The organism is Streptomyces sp. XY431 (assembly GCF_001279805.1).
GTDB lineage: Bacteria > Actinomycetota > Actinomycetes > Streptomycetales > Streptomycetaceae > Kitasatospora > Kitasatospora purpeofusca.
The window spans coordinates 1-23,060 of sequence record NZ_LGDO01000313.1; the positions used below are offsets into that span (position 1 = coordinate 1).

At 74.3% G+C, this 23,060-nt stretch carries 20 protein-coding genes; 9 read left to right on the top strand and 11 right to left on the bottom strand.

Annotation, left to right across the window (positions count from 1 at the left end; all coding sequences use genetic code 11):
- A partial coding sequence (locus ADK60_RS47805; protein ID WP_159400557.1) for a CLIPPER-2 domain-containing protein occupies positions 1–3,041 on the bottom strand: 3,041 nt, incomplete at its 3' end.
- 258 nt (positions 3,042–3,299) lie between these two features.
- Here ADK60_RS47805 and ADK60_RS24545 point away from each other — a divergent pair.
- Both ADK60_RS24545 and ADK60_RS24550 read left to right on the top strand, forming a co-directional pair.
- Positions 3,300–3,773, top strand: coding sequence for a hypothetical protein (locus ADK60_RS24545; protein WP_053648936.1), 474 nt, complete (start codon positions 3,300–3,302; stop codon positions 3,771–3,773).
- Positions 3,774–3,900: 127 nt separating this feature from the next.
- Positions 3,901–4,350, top strand: coding sequence for a rhodanese-like domain-containing protein (locus ADK60_RS24550; protein ID WP_053648938.1), 450 nt, complete (start codon positions 3,901–3,903; stop codon positions 4,348–4,350).
- 10 nt (positions 4,351–4,360) lie between these two features.
- Here the strand turns inward: ADK60_RS24550 and ADK60_RS24555 are convergent, their stop codons facing one another.
- The 7 genes from ADK60_RS24555 to ADK60_RS24580 form a co-directional block, all read right to left on the bottom strand.
- Positions 4,361–5,644, bottom strand: a complete 1,284-nt coding sequence (locus tag ADK60_RS24555) for an MFS transporter (protein WP_079008665.1) — start codon at positions 5,642–5,644, stop codon at positions 4,361–4,363.
- Positions 5,637–6,836: a cytochrome P450 family protein gene (locus ADK60_RS24560; RefSeq protein WP_053648941.1), complete on the bottom strand. Its 1,200-nt coding sequence runs from the start codon at positions 6,834–6,836 to the stop codon at positions 5,637–5,639. Before ADK60_RS24560 ends, ADK60_RS24555 begins: the two co-directional genes overlap by 8 nt.
- Positions 6,837–6,923: 87 nt before the next feature.
- Positions 6,924–7,598, bottom strand: coding sequence for a DUF5825 family protein (locus tag ADK60_RS24565; RefSeq protein WP_053648943.1), 675 nt, complete (start codon positions 7,596–7,598; stop codon positions 6,924–6,926).
- Entirely contained in the window at positions 7,579–9,516 is a 1,938-nt protein-coding gene (locus tag ADK60_RS24570) for a RiPP maturation radical SAM C-methyltransferase (protein WP_079008670.1), read from the bottom strand. Before ADK60_RS24570 ends, ADK60_RS24565 begins: the two co-directional genes overlap by 20 nt.
- 118 nt (positions 9,517–9,634) lie before the next feature.
- On the bottom strand, positions 9,635–9,793 hold the full coding sequence (locus ADK60_RS45855) for a hypothetical protein (protein ID WP_167349777.1): 159 nt from the start codon (positions 9,791–9,793) through the stop codon (positions 9,635–9,637).
- On the bottom strand, positions 9,790–11,631 hold the full coding sequence (locus ADK60_RS24575) for a prolyl oligopeptidase family serine peptidase (protein WP_053648945.1): 1,842 nt from the start codon (positions 11,629–11,631) through the stop codon (positions 9,790–9,792). The genes ADK60_RS45855 and ADK60_RS24575 overlap by 4 nt, the downstream gene beginning before the upstream one ends.
- 543 nt (positions 11,632–12,174) lie before the next feature.
- Entirely contained in the window at positions 12,175–12,789 is a 615-nt protein-coding gene (locus ADK60_RS24580) for a TetR/AcrR family transcriptional regulator (RefSeq protein ID WP_502687453.1), read from the bottom strand.
- 109 nt (positions 12,790–12,898) lie between these two features.
- On the opposite strand from ADK60_RS24580, the gene ADK60_RS24585 reads away from it, so the two are divergent.
- A complete protein-coding gene (locus tag ADK60_RS24585) occupies positions 12,899–13,714 on the top strand; it encodes an SDR family oxidoreductase (protein WP_053648948.1) in 816 nt (271 codons plus the stop codon).
- A gap of 122 nt (positions 13,715–13,836) precedes the next feature.
- Here the strand turns inward: ADK60_RS24585 and ADK60_RS24590 are convergent, their stop codons facing one another.
- The gene (locus ADK60_RS24590; protein ID WP_053648950.1) at positions 13,837–14,397 is read right to left on the bottom strand and encodes a hypothetical protein; all 561 of its coding nucleotides are present in this window, start codon (positions 14,395–14,397) and stop codon (positions 13,837–13,839) included.
- 144 nt (positions 14,398–14,541) lie between these two features.
- Here ADK60_RS24590 and ADK60_RS24595 point away from each other — a divergent pair, with 144 nt between their 5' ends.
- The 3 genes from ADK60_RS24595 (at position 14,542) to ADK60_RS24605 (ending at position 16,319) form a co-directional block, all read left to right on the top strand.
- Positions 14,542–15,219 carry a TetR/AcrR family transcriptional regulator gene (locus ADK60_RS24595; protein ID WP_045942874.1) on the top strand — a complete coding sequence of 226 codons (678 nt, stop codon included), beginning with the start codon at positions 14,542–14,544 and terminating at the stop codon, positions 15,217–15,219.
- Positions 15,220–15,369: 150 nt separating this feature from the next.
- Positions 15,370–15,564 carry a DUF1918 domain-containing protein gene (locus tag ADK60_RS24600; RefSeq protein WP_045942875.1) on the top strand — a complete coding sequence of 65 codons (195 nt, stop codon included), beginning with the start codon at positions 15,370–15,372 and terminating at the stop codon, positions 15,562–15,564.
- Between the two features lie 47 nt (positions 15,565–15,611).
- Positions 15,612–16,319: a DedA family protein gene (locus ADK60_RS24605; protein ID WP_053648952.1), complete on the top strand. Its 708-nt coding sequence runs from the start codon at positions 15,612–15,614 to the stop codon at positions 16,317–16,319.
- Between the two features lie 5 nt (positions 16,320–16,324).
- On the opposite strand, the gene ADK60_RS24610 is transcribed toward ADK60_RS24605, so the two are convergent.
- Entirely contained in the window at positions 16,325–17,065 is a 741-nt protein-coding gene (locus tag ADK60_RS24610) for a PIG-L deacetylase family protein (protein WP_053648954.1), read from the bottom strand.
- 219 nt (positions 17,066–17,284) lie between these two features.
- Between ADK60_RS24610 and ADK60_RS43795 the strand changes: the two genes are divergently transcribed.
- From ADK60_RS43795 to ADK60_RS24625, 3 genes are all read left to right on the top strand, one after another.
- A complete protein-coding gene (locus ADK60_RS43795; protein WP_053648956.1) occupies positions 17,285–17,926 on the top strand; it encodes an ArsR/SmtB family transcription factor in 642 nt (213 codons plus the stop codon).
- The gene (locus tag ADK60_RS24620) at positions 17,923–19,323 is read left to right on the top strand and encodes an MFS transporter (RefSeq protein WP_053648958.1); all 1,401 of its coding nucleotides are present in this window, start codon (positions 17,923–17,925) and stop codon (positions 19,321–19,323) included. Before ADK60_RS43795 ends, ADK60_RS24620 begins: the two co-directional genes overlap by 4 nt.
- 106 nt (positions 19,324–19,429) lie before the next feature.
- Positions 19,430–21,442 carry an FUSC family protein gene (locus ADK60_RS24625; protein WP_053648961.1) on the top strand — a complete coding sequence of 671 codons (2,013 nt, stop codon included), beginning with the start codon at positions 19,430–19,432 and terminating at the stop codon, positions 21,440–21,442.
- 52 nt (positions 21,443–21,494) lie between these two features.
- Here the strand turns inward: ADK60_RS24625 and ADK60_RS24630 are convergent, their stop codons facing one another.
- On the bottom strand, positions 21,495–22,901 hold the full coding sequence (locus ADK60_RS24630) for an amidase (RefSeq protein WP_053648963.1): 1,407 nt from the start codon (positions 22,899–22,901) through the stop codon (positions 21,495–21,497).
- Between the last annotated feature and the right edge of the window lie 159 nt (positions 22,902–23,060).

Consider the following 23,060-nt stretch of genomic DNA (forward strand, 5'->3'; position numbering starts at 1 on the left):
GGTTCGGTGGTGGCGGGGGGGGTGGTGATGGTGGCCCTGCCGGGGGGCGAGGTGATGGGGTGGTTGCTGCCGGGCGTGGTGCCGGTGGCGGCGGCGGTGTTGGTGAGGGTGCCGCGGGCGGCGTCCTCGGCGGTGACCCGGTAGGTGGCGGTGCAGGCGAGTTGCTGTCCGACGCCGAGGGAGGTGCCGGGGCAGGAGATCGCGGACAGCTTGCCGGTGCCGCTGAACTCGCCTTCGTTCACGGCGAGCTGATGCATCGTCACATTGCCGGTGTTGGTGAGGGTGAAGGTGTAGGTGACGTCCTGGCCGGCGGTGACGTCGGCGCGGTCGGCGCTCTTGACGAGGGTCAGGCCCGGCTTGGGCGGGCTGCTGACCACCGCGGTGTCGGGCGGGCTGGTGACGGGGGTGCCACCGCCGGGCGGGGTGCCCGTCGCGGTCGCGGTGTTGCGGATGCTGCCGGTGTCGATGTCGGCCTGGGTGGCGGTGTAGCTGGTGGTGCAGACCAGCTGCTGGCCCGGGCGCAGCTCGCCGGAGCCGGGCGGGCAGGCGATCGGCGGGCGCTTGCCGGTGCCGGTGAAGACCGACTCGACGGGGCGGACGCCGGTGAGGGTGATGTTGCCGGTGTTGGTGACGGTGAAGGTGTAGGTGATCTGCTCGCCGGCGACGAGCTGCTGCTTGTCGGAGGACTTGGTGATGCTGAGCGCGGGGGTGCGCTCGGAGGTGACGGTGGTGGTGGCGGGGGGCGAGGTGACGGGGGTCCCGCCGCCGGGCGGGGTGCCGGTGGCGGTGGCCGCGTTGTCGATCTTCCCGGCGTCCACGTCCGCCTGCGTCACCGTGTACGTCGCCGTACAGGTCCGGGCGGCACCGGGGGCCAGCTCACCACCGGGGCAGGTCACCTTCGGCGCTCCCCCGCTGCCGGTGAAGGAGGTCTCGGTGATCGTGATGTCCGTGAGGGTGACGTTGCCGGTGTTGGTCGCCGTGTAGGTGTAGGTGAGGGTCTCACCGGCGACGAGGCGCTGCTTGTCGGCGACCTTGTCGACGTCCAGGGAGGGGCGGGGGTTGAAGGGCACGACCGTGCTGGAGGGGTCGGAGGTGACGGGCGTCCCGCCGCCGGGCGGGGTGCCGGTCGCGCCGGCGGTGTTCTCGACCGTGCCGGCGTCGACGTCGGCCTGGACGACGGTGTACTCGGCGGTACAGGTCACGACCGCGCCGGGGGCGAGGGAGCCCGTCGCGGCGGGGCAGGTGATCTGCGGGGCCGTGCCCCGGCCGGTGAACGCCGTCTCCTGGACCGTGACCGGGGCGAGGGTGGTGTTGCCGGTGTTGGTGACCTCGAAGGAGTAGTGCAGGATCTCGCCGACCTGGAGGGCGCCGGTCTCGGCGGCGCTCTTGCGCAGCGTCAGACCGGGCGCGGGGGGTGCGGTGACGGTGGCGGTCGACTCGTTGGACACCGGCGGGTTCATCCCGGCCGGCGGGGTCGCGGTGGCGGTGGCGGCGTTGTCGATCTTCCCCGCGTCCACGTCGGCCTGGGTGACGGTGTAGCTGCCGGTGCAGGTGACGGAGGCCCCCGGGTCCACGGTGCCGGGCGGGCAGGTGACCTGCGGACGCGTACCGGTGCCGGAGAACGAGGTCTCGTTGACCACCGGGTCGGTGACCGGGAAGGTGCCGCTGTTGGTGACCGTGAAGCTGTAGGTGACCTGCTGGCCCGCCTTGGTGACGGTCGCGGGGTCGGCCTTCTTCTCCAGCGTCAGCGCGGGGGCCGGGCCGATGGTCAGCGGCCAGTCCTCCACCTCGCCGGAGTCCGCCATCCCGGTCGGCGCCTCCACCTGCGCCTGGTCGTAGCCGAGCCGGAACCGGCTCCAGGTCGGACCGGCGACCACGCCCGCGGGCACCGTCCAGGTGAACGTCACCGAGGTCTGCCCGGGCGCCACCGTCGCGGTGGCCCGCTCCGCGGTCCCGAAGCTGCCGCTGCCGCCGAAGTCGATCCACGCCGCCGCGTAGGCGGAGGCGCCCGAACCCGCGGCCGGGCCGCTCACCGGCACCGTCAGCGAGTACGTCCGGCCCGCCATCCCCGCGGTCAGCGTCCCGAAGTCCGGATTGAGGTCCCGGTCGTCGTCCTCCTGACGGCACGCCTGCGTGATCATCGTCGTCTGGACGTCCTCCGACACCTCCTGCCCGAGGGTCAGGTCACCGACCACGTGCGAGGCGTTCCCGTAGGAGGCCGGGGCGTTGGAGCAGTCGTCGCCCACCAGCGCGGACACCGCCCAGTCGTCCTGGCCGTCGCTGTTGTTCGCACCCATGGCGACGCGCTGGGTGACGAAGTCGACCGCGAAGGTCAGGGACGACACCGTGCCCTGGATCCGGACACTGCCGCAGCCCGCCCGCAGGGCGGTGTCGGCGTCCTGGCAGTTGGCCCGCGCGGTACCGCTACGGGGCCGGACCGTGCGCCCGGTCACGAACAGGGTGGCGCCGCTGTTGGCCTGGCTCAGCTCGGCCGGCTGGTCCGAACCGGTGAGCGTCAGCTGGGAATAGGTGCCCGTGACGAAGCCCGGGCCGTTGGCACCGGCGCCCAGGCCGGCCATGTTGAGGATCGGGTTGCGCACGGGGTGCTTGAAGCTGACCGTGAGCACGCCCGCCGGGCAGACGGTGTTCGCGGGGCAGTCCTGCAGCGGTCGCGTCCGCACCCGGATCGCGTACGCCTTGGTCGGGTCCACCTGCGGGTCGTAGTGCGAGGCGGCCGGGCTGCCGATCGAGCTCAGCGTCAGGCCCTCCTGGACCTGGATGTTGCCGGTGACGGCCGCGTTCATCGACATCCCCGACGGGAAGGGGATGTCCCGGTGGCCGTTGAAGCCGGTGACACCGGTGCCCGCGCTGCTCGGAGCCTCGTAGGCGATGGCCGGTGCGGCACCGAGGACGACGGCGAGCGCCGCCAGGACGGCGACCAGGCCCCGCCCCGACAGCCGGGCCGGGACGGCGGGAAGGAACCGGGAGCGGGGTCGCGCCGGGGAATTCGAACGAAGAGGGGGCCTGCCGGGCCGGAACATGGAGATCAACCACCTGTCGGACGGACGCGCCATGAGGGACAGGTGACGGCCGCCGCCGTCACATCCCGCGCGGGTTCCGGTCCGGTCACCAGCAGTGACATTCACATGACGCTTATCTGACAGGTCGTAGCAACGCGGGAGAAATCCCCTGAACGGACGCACACCCCCCGCGCCTCGGTGGGGGCGGGACCCGAAATGGCGAGGGCATCCGCTCCCCGATCTCCGTATCCTTCGTCCTTCGCCAGGGAGGTGGGTGCTGTGGAGATCACGGTGCAGTGGATCAGAACGTCATGGACCAAGCAGTCCCGGGGAGGCGAGGCCGCTGCGCGGCGGAACACGGCCCCGGCGGCCTTCGTGCTGCCCGCGGCCGCGGCTTCCTCTGCGCATGTCGTCCGCATGCACGAACGCGATCGATTCCAGCCGCGCGAGACCCGGGAGGAGCTTCGCGGGATCGCCGTCGGCCTCCGGGAGGCCGACGGCCGGCTGCGGGTCCTTCCCCGGGTGGACCCTCTGTTCGGGCTGCCGCCCCGCCCGCGTAGACCGCCGGCGGTACGTCTCCGCCCGGGCCAGTGGGTGCGTTGGCAGCTGAACTACCGCTTCAGCAGCGCGGCGGGGATGCAGGACTGGTCGTACTGGCTGGACACGTTCAACATCGCCTACGGCCCGGTGGACGCGGACGTGTTCCTGTCGGTGCCGACGGTGTTCGTCGACGAGTGCGGACCGCTGCGGTAGCGCGCCGACCACGAGTCGGGATGGCGGGATCTTGGCGAACGGCGGCGATCGCGACGCTCGTGGGTGGGGTGGGGCGTGGGACAGGATCGGTGCACCAGCCCGTACCGCTCGACCTCAGGAGTACTCGATGAGCAGCGCCGTTCTCTCCGTTCCGCCCGCCGAGCCGGCCGTTGCCGAGGCGCACTTCCTCTCCCGGCTCAGCTTCGAGGCCGATGTCTCGGACGTGCGTGCCGACCTCACGGCGGGCGTGCCCGGGCTGGTCGTGGTCGACTCGCGGAGCGAGGTGGCGTGGGCGCAGGGGCACATCCCGGGTGCGCTGCACCTGCCCACCGGCCGGATTCCGGAGCTGGTCGACCGCGGGGCCACCGTCGTCACCTACTGCTGGGGGCCCGGCTGCAACGGTGCGACCCGGGCCGCGCTCGCCTTCGCCCGGCTCGGCTACCGGGTGAAGGAGATGCTCGGCGGCTTCGAGTACTGGGTCCGGGAGGGCTTCGCCTTCGAGACGGCCGACGGCACCGAGCGGCGGCCGATCGACGACCTCACGGCCCCGCGCTCGGGCATCTCCTGCGCCTGCTGAGGGCGGTGGGTCACAGCCCGCGGATCTCGGGGCGGGTCAGGGCGTAGCCGAAGGCGCCGAGCAGGCAGAGGCCGGTGGTCGCGAGGACGCCGCTGCTCCCGAAGGCGTCCACCGCCGCACCGGCCGCGATCACCGAGAGCGGGAAGACGCCCAGCCCGCAGAAGGTGATGGCCGCCATGACGCGGGCCAGCAGGGCGGGCGGGGTGCTCTTCTGGACGCCGGTGACGACCAGGACGTTGGTCACCGTGCTGGCGCCGCCGGCGACGAGGAGCAGCAGCACCGCGCCGACGAGGCCGGTGAACGGCACCAGGCCGATCGCCGCGCCCATCACCAGGCCGGAGAGCATGGCCGTGCGGCCGCGCGAGCGCACCTCGGTGAGGCCGGCCGCGAACAGGCCGCCGACCAGCGCCCCGCCGGTGAAGGCGGCCAGCAGCAGGCCGAGGCCGACGGCGCCGGCGGCGAAGCCGTCGGTGGCCAGGGTAGGCAGGGCGACCCTGGTGGCGCCGCCGACCGTCAGGTTGGCGATCACCGTCACCGTCAGCACCGCGCGCAGCAGCGGCGACTCCCGCAGCAGAGCGCGGAAGTTCCTCGGCACGGAGGCCCGTTCGGAGATCGGCCGGGGTGGTGCGACCGTGCTGCCGCGGCCGATCAGCAGCAGCGTCGCCGCCGACACGGCGAAGGTCGCCGCGTCCAGGCCCAGGGCGACGGCCGGGTTCAGCCAGGCGACCAGGGGTCCGGCGGCCGCCGGACCGAGCAGGCCGGCGCCGAAGGTCACCGTGCTGTTGAGCGCGTTGCCCGCGTGCAGGTCCTCGGCGGGCAGCAGGGTCGGGGTGATCGCCCAGGCGGCCGGCAGGAACACCCCCGCCCCGAGGCCGACCAGCAGCGCGAGCGTGCCGATCAGCCAGTAGTTCGCCGATCCTCCGGCGGCGGTCGCGCACAGTCCGGTGGTGGCGAGCAGTCGGCCGAGGTCGGCGGCCATCATCACCCGCCAGGCGCCGAACCGGTCGGCGAACATCCCGCCGAGCGGGGTGGCGGCCAGCCGTCCCGCGCCGTAGGCGGCGACCACCACGCTCAACTGGCGGGCGCCGCCGCCGAGGGCGTGGACCAGCAGCGGCAGGGCGACCACCTGGAACGCGTTGCCGAACTCCGAGGTGCCCTGGCCGATCACCAGCAGCCGGTAGCCTCGCGCGCGCAGCGGTGCGAGGCCGATCCGGGGGCGGAAGCGCAGCAGTCCCGCCGGCTTGGGGCCGCTGTCGGTGCCCGTGCTGCCGCCCGCGCCCGTGCTGCTAGCCATCGAGCGAGACCGGGAGCGACTCCAGACCGCGCAGCATGATCGTGTTGCGCCAGGGCAGGGTCTCCTCCGCGGCGGCCAGCTCGATCCGGGTGAAGCGCTCCAGCAGGCCGGTCAGCGCCACCTCGCTCTCCAGTTTGCCGAGGAAGGAGCCGAGGCACCGGTGCAGGCCCTGCCCGAAGGCCAGGTGGCCCGGGTCGTTCCGGTCCAGGACCAGCCGGTCCGGGTCGGCGAAGCGGGCCGGGTCCCGGTTGGCCGCGCCGAGCGAGAGCAGGACCAGCTCGTCCGCCGGGATCTCCACGTCGTCGACCGTCACCTCGGCGTTGGTGAACCGCATCGTGGCCATGCTCACCGGGGACTCGTAGCGCAGGAACTCGTCGATCGCGACCGGCATCATCCCCGGGTCGGCGCGCAGCCGGGCCAGTTCGTCCGGGTGGTGGAGCAGGGCCAGGGTGGCGGTGCCGAGCAGGTTGACGGTGGTCTCGTGGCCGCCGATCAGCAGCAGGAAGACCATCGAGAACACCTCCTGCTCGGTGAGTTCGCCGGCGTCCCGGGCCTGCACCAGGTCGGTGAGGATGTCCGCGCGCGGGGAGGCCCGCCGGGCCGTCATCAACTCCCGCAGGTAGTCGTTCAGTTCGCCGGTGGCCTGGTCGAAGGTCATTTCGCCGCCCTGGGTCAGGATCGCCGTCGACCAGGTGCGGAAGGAGTGCATGTCCTCCGGGGGGAAGCCCAGCAGCTCGCAGATGACCATGATCGGCAGCGGGAAGGCGAAGTCCGTCACCAGGTCGGCCGTCCCCCGCCCGCGCAGCCCGTCCAGCAGGCCGCCGGCGATGCGCTCGACCATCGGCCGCATCAGGTCCACCCGCCGACGGGTGAAGACGCCCTGGATCAGTCGGCGCAGCCGGGTGTGGTCCGGCGGGTCGCTGTTGAGCATGTGGACGACGTCCGAGCCGAGGGTCAGACCGGCGCCCCGTCCGCTGGCGATGGCCTGGCTGCGGCGGACGTCCTGCCCGAACCGCGGGTCCATCAGCGCGGTCCGGACGTCCTCGTACCGCGTCACCAGGTAGACCGGCAGGCCCTCGCCGAACTCCACGACGGAGACCGCGCCGGCCTCGCGGATCCGGGCGAGCGTGGGGTAGGGGTCGCGGATGAACGCGGACATCCGCGCGGCGGCGTCGTCGACCGCGGTGCTCATGCTTCTCTCCTCGGACGGGTCGGACGTGGTCGGGCGTGGTCGGACGGGGTCGGACGGGGTCGAACGTGGTCAGGCAGGTCGGACGGGTCAGACGGTCAGCGACGGGAAGGGCCAGCGGCGCACCCGCATGGGCAGGAACCAGGCCCGCCCGGCCTGTTCGGCGATCAGGCCGGCCTCGGCGAAGTCCCGGTGGACGGCCTCCGGCAGCAGGCCGACCTCGACGCCCTCGGCCAGCGCGTCCAGTTGGGCCAGATGGCCGGGCTCGTCGACGGTGAACAGCTCCAGCGTCCCGAAGCGGCGGTCGCGCACCTCGACGAAGCCGGGACCGCGCCGGTAGACGCACTTGCTCGGGAAGTAGCTCGCGCGCCAGTCGGCGGCGACCTCGGCCGCCGCGCCGGTCAACTCCTCGGGCGGGTAGAGGTGGTGGAACCGCCGCTGCTCCGCGCAGCCGTCCGTGCAGACCGCGTGCCAGAGCACGGCCAGCCCCTGTCCGGTCGCCTCGCGCAGCAGCATCAGGGCCCGCGCCGAGGCCGCCGGCGCGTCCGCGCACAGCCGCACCGGCTCGGTCAGCCGCAGGCAGCGGACGCCGGACCGGTGCAGCTCGGTGATCTCCGCCCCCGCCGGTCCGGCCAGGGTCCGGCGGCCGAGCCCGATGCCCGGCAACTCCCTCACGGCGGGGTCGTAGTCGAGCCAGAGCTCGGCCTCGGGGCCGGCCGCGTGCCAGGCCCCGGCGTCGGTCCGCTCAGCCGATCGGGACGGCATCCAGCACCTCCTCGGTCCCGGTCCCGGTCTCGGTGCGCGGACCGCGGGGAAGGACGGCCGCGGGGCCGTGCCGGTGCCGCATCCGCATCAGCACCTGGTTGTCGGACTCGACGGCGACCTGGAGGTAGCTGTCCCCGTCGTGGAACAGCAGGCCCAGCGCGCCGAACCGCTCCAGCACCGGTTCGACCGCCGCCGCGCCGCCGGGGAGCTTCGCGGCCAGCGCGGCGGGCGAACGGGGCTGCCCCAGCAGCCGGAAGGCGGCGATCTCCACCGGGTCGGTCAGCTCGACCACCCGCCAGTCGTAGCCGGGCCGGGTGTTGACGAGCACGATCCGCCCGCCCGCCTCCCGGTAGGTGAGCCGGCTGTCCGGGAACCGGGCGAGCCAGGTGTCCACCGCCGCGCCCAGCCGCTCCGCGACCTCGCCGCCGATCCCCCGCGGCGGCGCGGTGAACACATAGGCGAGTTCGGCGAGTTCGCTCTCCGGCAGCCGGTAGGTCGCGCGGTACTGGAAAGCCGGCCTGGTGATCGCGAAGCCCAGTTCGGGGCGGTCGAAGTACGGGCTGAACCGCTCGATCGCGATCCGCCCCGCGCCGGTCGGCGGGTCCAGGTGGTGCAGTACGGGCAGTTGGCGGATCACCGACTCGTAGTCGTCCGGCTGCTCGCCCGGGAAGCCGTAGAGGTAGTTCCAGGTGACCGAGACGCCGGCGCTCTGCGCGTCGCGCAGCGCGCGGACGTTCTGGCAGCCCGTCACCCCCTTGTCCATGATCTTCAGGACCCGGGTGCTCAGGTTCTCGATGCCGGGCTGCACCTGGGCCGCGCCGGAGTCGCCGAGGAGCTGGAACTGGTGGCGGCGCAGATTGGCCTTGATCTCGAAGTGCAGCCGCAGGTCGACGGGGAGTTCGGCCAGCGACTTCAGCACGGTGTCGAAGTAGCCCATGTCCAGGATGTTGTCGACCACGTAGACGTCCAGCAGCTGGTGGCGCTCGGCGAGGGTGAGCACCTCGGCGAGGAAGTCCGCCGGCGGCTTGGAGCGGAACTCCATCGAGGAGCCGTTGAGACCGCAGAAGGTGCAGTGGTGCTTCTCCCCCCACCAGCAGCCCCGGGAGCCTTCGAGGACGAGTTTGGGGTCGACCCAGCCGGCCGCGACGGAGGCGTCCAGCCGCTCGTAGAAGCCGTCGTAGCGGGGCGTCAGGATCGCCGCGGGCGGCAGCGGGCGCCGCGACATCTCGTTGACCGTCGACTTCCCGGCCCCGTCCCGCCAGCACAGCCCGGGCACGGCCGCGAGGTCGCCGCCCGCCAGCAGCGCGGGGAAGGCCGCCTCGCCCTCGCCGCGCACCACGTAGTCCAGGAAGGGGAAGTTGCGGTGCAGCGCGGCGCCCTGCGGGCCGTCGCAGTTCGCGCCGCCGAACACCGTGCGCACCTGCGGGCAGCGCTGCTTGAGCAGCCGGGCGGCGGCGAGGCTCGCCGTGTTCTGCTGGAAGGTGGTGGTGAAGCCGACCAGGTCCGGCGGGTCGGCGGCGAGTTCCTCGACCAGTCGCGCGACGAACGCGGGGGCGATCGCGCGGGTGGCCCGGGTGAGGGCCATCTCCTGCTCGCTCGCGCCGTTGGTGGCCAGGTACTCGAAGTAGCGCTCGGAGTCGGCGGATTCGGCGAAGCCCGGGGCGGGCTCGTCGTCGCCGTACAGCGCGCCGGCGAACGCCCAGTCGCCCGCGCCCTGGAAGTAGGACTTCTCGGAGAAGTACTCGTAGTCCTCCACCCCGAACCCGGTGGTCTCGGCCGCCCAGTCCACGAAGTCCAGGTTGGCGTACCGCACTTCGACCTCGTGGCCGGCGCGGGCGGCGGCGGTGTGCAGGATCCCGAGCGCCAGCGACGGCACGTCGATCGCACCCCAGGGCATGTGCAGCAGGACGATACGCATGATGGCCACTTCTGTCGTGCGCGGACGGTGGACTCGGGCGGTGGCAAATGGGCTGTGGGCCGGGGCGGTGCGCGGGGTGTCGCTCCGGAGCGCCGAGGCGCCCCGGAGCGACCGGGAATCACTTCTTGGACTCCGGCTTCGGCTTCGGCTGCCCCTTGAGGGCGGGCGCGACCGGTGCGGCCTTGGTGATGTCGAGCGCGAAGTTCTGGACGATCACCGCGCCACGGTCACGCTCCGGGGTACCGATCGGGTCGTTCTGGATGCTGCGACGCTTCATGGCTGTTCACCTCCTTCCAACGGCTGGGCGGTTCCCCCGGGGCGGTCGCCCCGAGGTGGTCGGTGGGGTGGTGCCGGCCAGACCTGTCCGGCGAACCGGACCATCGCGGCCAGCACCGACCGGTGGTCGGCGGTCCGGCGGCTGTAGTGGCCGCCGTCCACCCGAAGCAGTTCGTGCGGCACCGCCAGCCGGCTCAGGTCCGCGGCGTACCGGGCCACCTGCTCGGGCGGGCACCGCTCGTCGTCCCGCGAGACGACCAGCAGCACGGGCGAGCGGACCCGGTGCACGTACGACCGCGGGTCGGCCGCGCGGTAGCGCTCGGGCACCTCCTCGGGGCTGCCGCCGAAGAGCTGCCGGTCGAGCTCGCGCAGGGCCGGGGTGGTGCCGCGGTAGGTGGCGGGGTAGTCCGCGATCGGCTGGGCGGCCATGCCGAGCGACCACAGGTCCGGCTGGACGCCCAGCGCCAGCAGGGTCAGATAGCCGCCCCAGGAGAACCCGCAGAGGCCGGTGCGGCCCGCGAGCGCCGTGCCGTCGGCGACCAGCTCGGCCCGGACGGCGGCGAGGTCCTCGATCTGGGCCAGCCCGACCCGGTGGCCGTACTCGTGCTGCCAGCGGGCGCCGTAGCCGGTGGAGCCGCGGTAGTTGGTGCGCACCACCGCGTAGCCGTGGCCGACCAGGATGTTCACCCGGGGGTCGTAGGAGTCCCGGTCGTGGGTGGCGGGGCCGCCGTGCACCAGGAACAGCGTCGGCCACGGGCCCCGGCCGGGCGGGGTGCTGACGAAGCTGTGGATGCGCCCGTACGGGCGGGGTGTCCAGCGGCGGCCGCGGGAGGTGCCGTCCAGGTCCAGGCCGGGGTGGTCCGGATCGGGGCCGGGTCGGACCGCCGCCCCCGGCCCCGTCCCTGCCTCCGCCTCCGCCTCCGGGCGCAGCACCAGCGGGCGGGGCGGGGTGGACTCCCGGCTCCAGACGCAGTGCAGGGTACCGTCCGGGGCGCAGGACAGGTCGTGGATGGTGCCGCCGGGTGTGCCGAGCTCCCGGACCACGGGTGCCGGGTCGAGGTCGGCGAGGAGCAGTCGGCTCCGCCCGGCCCGCTCGTGCTGGATCAGCACCCCGCGCGGCCCCCGGTACCAGCCGGCCGATATCTGGGCGTCGAAGGACAGGCCCGGGTAGCGGCGCAGCCCGGTGTCCGCCCGCCAGGTCGCGACGGTGTACCGATCGTCCTCCTCGACCACCAGCAGCAGTTCGGGATCGAGGACCGCGAGCGGGTTGAACTCGATCGGCCAGAGCCGCAGTCCGCCGCCCCCGGCCGCGCTGACGGCCGGGCCGCCGTCCGTCCGCCACAGCACCACCGCGTCGTCCCCGTCGGGCCGCCCGCCGAGGGCGAGCAGCCGGCCGTCCGGCGACAGGTCGGCCAGGCTGAGGTACCCCGGCGCGGAACCGATCAGTCGCGCCTCGCCCGCGGGCGGTCCGACGTAGCAGCGCGAGGCCCCGTCGACGCCGACGGCCACCGCCGCGAGCGCGCCCGTCCGGTCGAAGGCGACGCCGTACGGGCGCCCGGGCGGCACCCCGTGCAGCGCCTCGCCGTCCGGCCCGCCGGCGAACGGCTCCCGCCGCCAGCGGCCCTGCTCGTCGCTGTCGGCGTCGAACCACCAGATGGCCTCGCCGTCCGGCTCGATCTCGCTCAGGTGGACGCCCCCGGGCCGGTCGGTGACCACTCGGCGCCGGTCCGTCCCGAGGTCCCAGGCCACCGCCTGCCAGCGTTCTTCGACGAGCCGTGTCTCGACCGCGCGGCCCGCCGCGAGGGCGGCGAAGCCCGGGGACTGGAACGCCTGTGTCACGGACCCGCCCTTCCGGCTCGATGGTGGGAACAGGCTGCGCCGAACGTTCGAGGAAGCAGTGAACTGCCGTGCCGGAAAGGTCACTTGCGGAGGAGCGCGGTCCACTCTAGGGGGGTGCTGCGGCCTCGAACAGACCTCTCGCACGGTTGGCCGAAAGAAATTGAAATGGACACCGCCGTACGGGAGAGATGTCCTAGAAGTCCCAGCCGTCCGCCTCCGCCGCCACCGCGGCGGCCTCGGTCCGGCGGTGGTCGAGCAGCACCAGGGAGGCGTCGTCGACGGCGATGTGGTGGATCTGCAGCAGCAGCACGTTCTCGTCCGGCGCCCGGTCGTAGAGGGTGAACCGGGCGGGCGAGACGCTCAGGTCCAGCGGTCGCTGCCCGGCCCGGCGCAGATCCCGCCGCGGCCGCGTTACGCGTTACGCGTTACGCCGCAGCGGCGTTTCTCCTGGCGGGACGAGAACTTCCCGCACGTCGGCGGCGGAGTCCGGCGGTCCGCTCCCGTCCCCACCCCTGCCATTGGCAGGTTCCGGACACCGACGGGTCAGCCCAGCGAGTCGATCCAGCGCTCCAGCCGGTCCCCCTCGGCCAGCATCAGCCCGGGCTCGCGGAGGGTGTTGGTGAGCAGCGAGATCCCCTGGTAGGCGGCGACCAGCGCCACGGCCAGCTCGCGGGAGTCCTCGCGCCCCATCTCCGCGAACTGCACCTCGGCCCAGCCGAGGAGCCTGCGCATGACCTCCGCGATGGACGCGTCGAGACCGTCGGCGCGCTTGTCCAGCTCCGAGGCGAGGCTGCCGGTGGGGCAGCCGTACCGGGCGGTGAGTTCGCGCTGCCCGACCCAGCCGGCCAGCAGTGCCTTCAGCCGCTCCTGCGGGGCGGGGAGCGCGTCGAGCTGCCCGATCAGCTCCTCCAGGCCGCTCGCGTGGGCCTGGATCGCGGCCTCGACCAGCTCGTTCTTGGTCTTGAAGTAGTAGTAGACGTTCCCGACCGGGACGTCCGCCGCTTGGGCGATGTCGGCGAGCGTGGTCTGCTCCACGCCCTTCTCGTGCAGGACCCGCGCCGCCGCCGCGGCCAGCCGCTCGCGCTTGCCCGGGGCGCGGCCGGTGCTCTTCGAGGCTTTCACGGTCTTCGGGGTCTTCGAGGTCTTTGAGTCAGTCACCTGACTAAGAGTAGACGTCCGGCCCGGCATCGGCTACCGTCGTTCTCAGTCAGCCAACTGACTAACTCAATCGGAGCGGCCAACTGCCGCCCCTCACAGGGGGTTTACCATGATTGTTGTCACGGGTGCGACCGGGAACGTCGGCCGCGAGCTGGTCCGGACCCTGGTCGACGCCGGCGAGCAGGTGACCGCCGTCTCCCGTCGGCCGGGGCCGCTCCCGACCGGCGTCCGGCACGTACCGGCGGACCTCGCCGACCCGGAGAGCCTGCGCCCCGCCCTCGACGGTGCCACCGCCCTGTTCCTGCTGGTGGCCGGCGAGGAACCGCAGGAGATCCTCCGGCTGGCCCGGTCGGCCGGGGTGCGCCGGGTCGTCCTGCTCTCCTCCCAGGGCGTCGGGACGCGGCCCGAGGTCTACCGCCACGCCGCCGGGTTCGAGGAGGCCGTGCGCGACTCCGGCCTCGACTGGACGGTGCTGCGCTCCGGCGGCCTGAACTCGAACGCCTTCGCCTGGGCCGACTCGATCCGCGCCGACCGCACGGCCGCCGCGCCGTTCGGCGAGGTCGGACTGCCCACCGTCGACCCGGCGGACGTCGCCGCGGTCGCCGCCGCCACCCTGCGCGAGGACGGCCACGCCGGCCGGACGTACGAGCTCACCGGCCCGGCCGCGGTCACCCCGCGCGAACGGGCCGAGGCGATCGGCGCGGCCCTGGGCACCCCGGTGCGGTTCGTCGAGCAGACCCACGACGAGGCCCGCGCCCAGCTGCTGGCGTTCATGCCGGAGCCGGTGGTGGAGGGCACCCTCGCCATCCTCGGTCGGCCGCTGCCCGCCGAGCGGACGCCGGGCCCGGACGTCGAGCGGGTCCTCGGCCGCGCACCGCGCACCTTCGCCGACTGGGCCGCCCGCACCGCCCCGGCGTTCCGCTGAGAACCGCCGGACGGAACGGACTGACTGACCGTCAAGAATCCTTGGCCTCTTGTCGGTCCGCTCCAGTACCGATGCCCCCGGGAACGCGGCCGCCGCGCTCCCGGGGGCCGGGCCCCGCCGGATCAGCCGAGGGTGACGCCGCGCTCGGCGGCCAGTTCCTCCAGGCCGTACCGGGCCACGTGCTCCGGGTTGGCCAGGTCGACGGTGCGGACGCCCTCCGCGGCCAGCCGCTCGTTGATCTCGTCCAGGTGGTCCCGGACGACCTGCTTCTCGGCGTCGGTGGTACGGCCCTTGTGCGGACGGCCGGCGTGCTCCGGGCTCGCGTAGTTGACCCGCTCCCGGCCCGCCCCGGCGGCCGCGGCCTGCACCGGCACCGTCCGGGCGGCGACCCGCTCGGCGCCGCGCAGCACCTCGGCCATCGGCGTCACCGTGGCCAGCCGGTCGAAGGCCTCGGCGGTCATCACGACCGTCTCCGGCTCCTCCGCGTCCGGGCGGTGCAGCTCGATCGTCACCAGGTCGAGCGCCAGCCCCCGCACCTCGGCCAGCTCCCCGGCGAGCGCCTCGATCGCGACCGGTCCGTCCGCGAGCTCCGGGTGGGCGCGGACCACGACCCGCACCAGCTGGTCCTCGTCCTCCGCGTGCCGGCCGGTCAGGTCCGAGAACCGGATGATCTTCTGCCCCATGGTTTCCTCTCCTGCCCCTCATGATCAGCGCAGAGAGCCTACGGCCTGTCCCGCGCGGATCGGCCCGGGGATCGGCCCTCGGATCAACCCTGGGATCGGCCCGGGGATTGGCCCGCCGAACGGCAGATGCGGCACAGTGGCCACATGAGCGCGGACACGAGGAGTCACCGGACGGCGGGGTGGACGGGCCCCGGGCGGCGACGGCCGGTGCAGCAGCGCAGCCAGGAACGCTACGGAAGGATCCTGGACGCGTGCGCCGCGCTGCTCGACGAGGCCGGGGCCGCCGCGCTCACCACCAAGGAGGTGGCCCAGCGCGCCCAGGTGCCGATCGGCACCCTGTACCAGTTCTTCGCGGGCAAGGAGGACCTGCTCGCCGCACTGGCCGGCCACAACCTCGACCGCTATCTGCACCGGCTCGACGACCGGCTGCGCGCCGAGGCCCCCAGCGGGCCGGCCGGGTTCACCGATCTCGCGGTGGACGAGTTCGTCGCGATGAAGCGGACCGTCCCCGGCTTCGGCCAGGTGGACTTCGGGCTCTCCGGGCCGGCCGCGCCGAGCGGCGTCCACGACGACCAGCACCTGCTGGACGCCGAGGTGGACAACAACACGGCCGTCGCGCTGCGGCTCCAGGCCCTCGGCGGCGACCTGTTCGGCACGACCGACCCCGCCGCGCTGACCCTCGGCCTGCGGGTGGCGCTGGAAGCGGCCGACGCGGTGCTCAAGCTCGCCTTCCGCGGCGACCGGGACGGCGACCCGGCGATGATCGCCGAGTGCAAGCGGCTGGTCCGGTGCTACCTGGCCGATCTGCTCGGGCCGCGCTGAGCCCCCCTCCACCGCGGCGCCCGGACGCGCCGTCGCGGGCGGTGCGCGCCGTTGCGTGCCGTGCGCGCCCGCAGCAGAGTGGAGAGAGCGGACGGGGACCCGGGCGGCACGTCGGCCGCCGATGTCCGCACACACCCGAGGAGCACGACCATGCACGCAGCGGTAGGTGACCAGCTCCACATCCACAGCCGGGCGGTGGGCATGATCGACCAGAAGGGCGAGATCGTCGAGGTGCGCGGCCCGGACGGCTCGCCGCCGTACATGGTCCGCTTCGAGGACGGCCACACGGGCCTGGTCTACCCGGGCCCGGACTGCAACGTCGAACCCCGCGAGGCGACCCGCTGACGCCACCGCCCACCGCCCCGCGCCCGTCCGGCCCGGGGCGGTGAGCCGTGTCCCTCCCACCCTGGACGGCGCGGTTCCTCGCCGAGACCGCGCCCGAGCTGCCGGGGCCGCTCGCCGCGCTCGCACCGCTGCTGCAGCAGTACGGCTACGCGCTGGTGGCGCTGTTCGTGCTGCTCGACAACTGCGCCGTCCCCGCGCCGGGCCAGACCGTGCTGGTGCTGGCCGCCGTCTACGCGGGCACCGGACACCTGAACCTCGCCGCCGTGGTGGCGATCGCCTTCACGGCGGCGGTGCTCGGCAACACCCTCGGCCATCTGATCGGCGCCACCGGCGGCCGGGCCTTCGTCCACCGCTGGGGCCCGTACGTGCTGCTCACCCCGGCGCGGGCGGCCCGCGCAGAGGTGTTCTTCGCCCGGCACGGCGGCAAGGTGGTGACGGTGGCCCGGTTCGTCGACGGCCTGCGGCAGACCAGCGGCCTCATCGCCGGGACGACCGGCATGCCCTGGCCCCGCTTCCAGGTGTTCAACGTGCTCGGCGCGGCGCTCTGGGTCGGGGTGTGGGCGACCTTCGGTTATGTCGCGGGTGCCAACATCGGCGCGGTCTGGCGGACGGCCCTGCGCTACCAGCTCTGGCTGCTGATCGCGCTCGGCGTCCTGGTCGCCGCCCTCGCCGTCCGGCAGCTGCTGCGCCGTCGTCGACGGCGGGAGCCGGAACCGGAGCCGGAGCAGAAAGAAGAACCGCCGGAGCACTCCTGAGGACCTCAGCCGAGCGGGAAGACCTCGAACGGGACGGCGAAGCGGGTGCCGAGCCGGGTGCCCGCCTCGCGGCCGAAGCCCTCCAGGAAGCCGCGCGCGTCCGCCATCGCGCCGCCGAGGCCGGCCAGGTACGCCTTGTGCTCCTCCAGCGAAGCCACGCCCCGGTCGAAGTGCTCGGTGATGTCGACCGCGTGCCCGGACTCCGGCGAGCCGGAGACCCAGATCGCCCGCACGCCGTTCCACGGCTCGTGGCCCTCAGCGGTCAGCTCGCGGAAGACCCAGCGGTTGCCCGCGTCCCGCACCCCGTCGAGGAGGGCCCGGCCGACCGCGATGTGGTCGGCCTGGTTGAGGTACGGCCCGCCCCAGGTGTCGTGGAAGTTGATGGTGATGACGATGTCCGGGCGGTGGCGGCGGACGGCGCGCGCGATGTCCCGGCGCAGCGGCAGGCCGTTCTCGACGGTGCCGTCCGGGTGGCCGAGGAACTCGACGGTGTCGACGCCGACCACGGCCGCGGAGGCGATCTGCTCGGCCTCGCGCAGCGGGCCGCACAGCTCCGGGTCCATGCTGTCGATCCCGGCCTCGCCGCTGGTGGCCATCACATAGACGACCTTCTTGCCCTGGTCCGTCCAGCGGGCGACGGCGGCGGCCCCGCCGTACTCCATGTCGTCGGGGTGGGCGACGACCACGAGGGCGCTCTGCCAGTCCTCGTCGACGTGCTCGAACGGCTTCGGCTGCGGCTCGGTCATGGTGCTGCCTCTCCCTGGAACCGGTGCGCGAGGGTGGAACGCACCGTGCGGTCGTACGGTCCTACGGTCGTTCAGTCCTATGGTCCTACGGTCCTACCGGACGCGACTCTAGAAGATCATCGGGCCGTCCGGGATGCGATTCGGGATAACGGGAAACTTGCAGAGGTTTCTCTGCAGACACATCTATGCAGAGGATCCTCTGCAATCTAGGCTGCGGGTATGACCACCGAGCACCCCGACACCCCCGCCGCGCCCGGACCGCCCGATCCCCCCGGGCCGCCGCAGCGCCGCCTCGACGCCCGCAGCCTGCGCGGGCTCGCGCACCCGCTGCGGATGCAGATCTTCGAGCTCCTCAACCTCGACGGGCCCGCGACCGCGACCCGGCTCGCCGAGCGGCTCGGCGAGAACACCGGCACCGTCAGCTGGCACCTGCGCCACCTCGCGGAGCACGGGTTCATCGAGGAGGAGACCGGGCGCGGCACCAAGCGGGAGCGCTGGTGGCGGCGGGTGGAGGTGTCCAACCGGCTCGACACCGCCGACTTCCGCGACGACCCGGACACCCGCGGCGCGGTCTCGCTCTATCTGAACCAGCTGGTCCAGCAGTACTTCAACCGGGTCAACGACTACATCACCGAGGACTGGCCGGACGAGTGGCGCAATGTCGGCACCATCTCGGACTGGCGCCGACTGCGGCTGAACCCGGCCCAGCTCCAGGCGCTCAACGACGAGATCTTCGCCGTCGTCGAACGCCACACCCCGGCCCCGGACGCCGCGCCGGACCCGGCGGCGCTGCCGATCGTCGTCCAGCTCCAGTCCTTCCCGCGGCGCTCCCGCACCGACGAGGCCCGGAGCGCCGAGTGACGCACGACGACCCCCGCCGCAGCCTGCTCCGCCGCCACCGGGACTTCCGGCTGCTCTGGTGCGGCGAGACCGCCGGCAAGTTCGGCGCCTCCGTGACCGGCGTCGCGATGCCGCTCATCGCCGTCTCCGAACTGCACGCCTCCACCTTCCAGATCGGCCTGCTCAGCGCCGCCTCCTGGGCGCCCTGGCTGGTCATGGGCCTGCCGGCCGGCGTCTGGGTGGACCGCTTACCCCGCCGGACCGTGATGCTGGCGGCCGCCGCCGTCTCGCTCGTCCTGTTCACCGCCGTCCCCGCCGCCGCCTGGGCCGGATGGCTGAGCACCGGCCTGCTGCTGGCGGTCGCCCTGCTCACCGGCACCGCGGCCGTGTTCTTCCAGACCGCCTACACCGCCTACCTGCCCGACCTGCTCTCCCCCGCCGACCAGCCCGAGGGCAACGCCAAACTGCACGGCAGCGCCTCCGCCGCCCAGATCGTCGGCCTCGGCTCCGGCGGCCTGCTCGCCCAGCTCGCCGGCGCCGCCAACGGCATGCTCGCCAACGCCGCGACCTTCCTGGTCTCGCTGCTCTGCCTGGGCCGGATCCGACACCGCGAAACCCCGGCCGCCGGCAACGGGCGCGGCAGGCACCACGACGGGCGCGGCGCGAACCGCAACGGGCGCGGCGCGAACCGCAACGGCCGCGGTGCGAACCGCAACGGCCGCGGTGCCGACCGGGCGCTGCGGCGCGAGATCGGCGAGGGCCTGCGGCTGGTCGCCGGGGACCGCTGGCTGCGCGCCCTCACCCTCTACGGCGCCACCTGCAACCTGGCGCTGATGGGGTACCAGTCGATCCTGGTCGCCTTCCTGGTCCGCGAGGTCGGACTCGCCTCCGGCACCGTCGGCGGGCTGGTCGCGGCGGCCGGCAGCGGTGGCGTCCTCGGCGCGTTCGCCGCCCGCCGGGTGGCCGCCCGGGTCGGCACGGCGCGCGCGATGATCCTGTTCGAGCTGGGCCTGCCCGCGCTCGCCCTGCTGATCCCGCTCACCGGGACCGGCGCGGGCGTGCTCTGCTACGCCGTCGGCGGGTTCGGGGTCTCGGCCGGGGTGGTGGCCGGGAACGTCATCAAGTCCGGCTTCCAGCAGCACTACTGCCCGCCCGAGCTGCTCGGCCGGATCACCGCGAGTGCCGCCGTCCTCAACTACGGCACCATCCCGGTGGGCGCCCTGCTCGCCGGTGTCCTCGGCACCGCGGTGGGCCTGCGCCCGGCGATGTGGATCACCACGGCCGGGGTGCCGCTGGCGGCGCTGGTCCTCCTGCTCTCCCCCGTCGGCCGGGTCCGCGACCTCCCCACCACCCGCCGCCCGGCCGACCCGGCGTCCGCACCGGCACCCGCGCCCGGCACCGCCGCCGCCACCGCCTGACCGGCCCTCACCTGCGCGGTCACCTGCACAGTCACCTGCGTGGAGCCCGCCCGGCCCGTGCGCGCCGCGCCCGGGGCCGTACCGGCGGGCGCCGTAGGTTGGGCCCATGGCACAGCACCCGCACGGCGTCCGGCTCTTGCCGCCGACCTGGCTGACGGCCGGGCTGCGGCCCCAACCCGCGCCGGTGCCCTGGGCGGCGGTGGCCCGCGCCTCGGTCGCGCTCTCCGCGCCGCTGGCCGTCGGCCTCGCCGCCGGGCGGCCCGCGTACGGCGCGCTGGTCTCGATGGGCGCCCTGTCCGGCGTGATCGGCGACACCGCCGACGCCTACCGGATGCGGTTCTTCAACATCGCCGTCCCCCAGCTCTTCGGCGCCGTCGGCGTCACCCTCGGCACCCTGGTGTACGGCCGCGACTGGACCGCCGTCGCCGTCCTCACCCTGGTGGCGCTGGTCTCCGGGATGATCTCCTCGATCGGCTCGGTCGCCTCCGTCTCCGGACTCCTGCTCCTCCTCAACGCCGTCGTCGGCGCCGGGCTGCCGATGCCCCGCCCCTGGTGGACGGCACCGCTGCTGCTCACCGCCGGCGGGGCGGTGGTGCTGCTGCTCACCCTGTTCGGCTGGCCGCTGCGCGGCGGGGTCCCCGAACGGGCGGCGGTCGCCGACTCCTACCGCTCGGTCGCCGCGTTCGTCCGGGCCGCCGGCACCCCCGAGCACGACGAACGGCGACAGGCCGTCACCCAGTCGCTCAACGCCTCGTACGACCTGCTGCTCGCCCACCGCACCCGCCGGCACGGCCGCTCCCCCGGGCTGACCCGGCTGATCGCCCGGCTCAACGCCCTGATCCCGATCGTCGAGGCGGCCTCCGCCGCCAAACTGCGCCCGGCCCGGCTCGGCCCGCTGCCGGAGGCCTGGCCGGCGGCCGTCCTGGCGCTCGCCGACAGCATCGGGGACGGCCCCCGGACCGGCACCGCCGTCCCGCTCGAACTGCCCGAGCCGACCGGCCCCTCGGAACGCGCCCTGGACCGGGCGCTGCGCTACGCGGCCGCCGTCGGCGCCGAGCCCGACCACGCGCACGCCGCCGACCCCGACCGGCTCGGCCGCCCCGCCGCCCCCTGGGTGCGGACCCGGCGCGCGGCCCGGGCGGCGCTGCTCTCCGGCGCGTCCTGGCGCTACGGCCTGCGGCTCGCGCTGTGCATCGGCCTGGCGCAGGTGGTGGTGTCGGTGCTGCCGGTGCCCCGCTCCTACTGGGTCGCGCTGACCGTCACCTTCGTCCTCAAACCGGACTTCGGCTCGGTGTTCTCACGGGCCGTGCTGCGCGCCCTCGGCACCGCCGGCGGGCTGCTGCTCGCCGTGCCGGTGCTCGCCGAGGTGCCGCGCGGCTGGTGGGACGTGCCGACCGTCGCGGCGCTGGCCGCGCTGATCCCGGCCTTCTCCGCCAAGGGGTACGCGTTCCAGACGGCGGCCATCACCCCGGTCATCCTGCTGCTGTCCGACCTGCTCAACCACCAGGGGTTCGGGCTCGTCCTGCCCCGGCTCTACGATTCGCTGATCGGCTGCGGGATCGCCCTGGTCGCCGGGTACCTGTGCTGGCCGGAGTCCTGGCACACCCGGATCGGCGACCGGCTGGCCGACACCGTGGCGGACGCCTCCGCGTACGTGGCGCTGGCCTTCGCCGGCGCACCCGGCCAGGACCGGCCGGCCCGGCCCGTCCGGCGCCGGCGCCTCTACCGGGACCTCTCGGCGGTCCGCTCCGAATTCCAGCGCGCGCTCACCGAACCGCCGCCGACCGGGCCCCGGGCGGCGGCGTGGTGGCCGCTGGTGATCGCGGTGGAACGGGTGGTGGAGGCCACCACCGCCACCCGGGTCCGGGTCGAGCACGGGGAGCCGGCGCCGCCGCCGGGCGAGGTCGCCGCCATCGCGGCGGACCTGGCCGCGCTGGCCGGGGCGCTGCGCAGCGGCACACCGCTGCCGGGGCCGGGGCCGGACGGGGACGCGGCGACCGGGGTGACCGGGGCGACCGGGGCGACCGGGGCGACCGGGGCGACCGGCCCCGATGTGCTCGGCCCGCTGCGCAGCGAGGTCCGGGCCGCCTGTGCCATCGCCTCCCCGGTCCTCGGCTGAACGACGGCCCCGGTCCGCGGTCCTCTGTCCGCCCTCGGTCCTCCGTCCGCCCTCAGTCCTGTATCCGCCGCCAGGGCCGGTCCGCCTCCAGGGCGAACGCCAGCTCCAGCAGCACCCGCTCCTCCCCGTGGGCCGCCGACAGGTGGACGCCGACCGGCAGGCCGTCGGCGCTCGCACCGGTCGGCAGCGCGATCGCCGGGCCGCCGGTGACGTTGTTGACCGGTGTGATCGCCACGTACCGGGTGAGCCGGTCGATCAGTTCGTCGAAGGCGACGTTCGGGCTCAGGTACCCGATCGGTGGCGTGACGTGCGCCAGCACCGGCGAGAGGACCGCATCGTGGGTCCGGAACATCCCCGCGTACGTCTCCTCGGCGCGCCGCAGCCGCCGGACCACGCCCGGTACGCTCCGGAACTCCCGGTGGAAGAGCCGCCGCAGCCCGGTGGTCAGCCCGTCGAGCCGGCTCGCCCGGAAGCCGGGGTCGACGGTGAGTCGGCCGGTGGTGGCGATCAGGAAGGCGATGTAGCCCCAGTAGAGGACGAAGTCGCGGGAGAACTCCTCGCCGAACGGCATCACGGCCGGGGTCACCTCGTGCCCCAGCGCCTCCAGCCGGGCCGCCGTCGCCTCGACCGCCGCCCGGGTCGCCGCGTCGCTGGGCGCGACCGGCGAGTCCACCACCAGCCCGATCCGCAGCCGGCGCGTGCCCGGGCCCTCGACCAGGCCGAGCGGGGGCAGCGCGGGGTTGCGGTAGTGGCGTTCGGCGGCGGCGAAGAACGCGGCGGTGTCGCGGACGGAGCGGGTCAGCACACCGTCCGTCACCAGGTCCACCGGCAGCCGGCGGCCCTGGGCGTTGGGCACCACCCGGCCCCGGGTGGGCTTGAGTCCGACCAGCCCGCAGCAGGCGGCCGGGATCCGGATCGAGCCGCCGCCGTCGTTGGCGTGCGCGATCGGGACGACGCCCGAGGCGACCAGGGCGGCCGCGCCGCCCGAGGAGGCGCCCGGGGAGTGCGAGGTCCGCCAGGGGTTGCGGACGGGGCGGGCGGCGGCGAACTCGGTGGAGGCGTTGAGCCCGAACTCCGGCAGCCGGGTCTTGCCGAGGACGCCCAGGCCGGTGCCGAGGAACTGCTCGGCGAAGCCCGCGCTGCGGCGGGCGGGCCTGGCCCGGTAGGCCGAACTGCCCTGGCCGGTCGGCATCCCGCGCAGGTCGGTGTTGTCCTTCAGATAGCTGGGCACGCCGTACAGCGGGGCGTCGGCGGCGCTGCCGTCCGCCCCGGGCGGCCGCCCGTACGCGGCGAAGGCGACCGGGGCGAGCCCGGCGTCGACCCGTTCGGCCCGGGCCGCCGCGGCCGCCGCCAGCTCGGCGGGGCCGACCTCACCGGCCCGCACCAGGGCGGCCAGCGCCACCGCGTCGTGCTCCCCCAGCGCGTCGTCCGCGTACGCGTGCACCCGCTCGTCGGCCATCCGGACTCCCCATCCCTGCCAGTCGGTGGCGGCGCCCCGCGGATACGTACCTACCCGTCGGTAATGCCGCGCGAGCTGAGCAGTCTAGGGCCGGAGCGACACGTGGAGAACCCCGTGTTCCGGACGCGGAACGACCGCCCGGGCGTGGTGCCCGGGCGG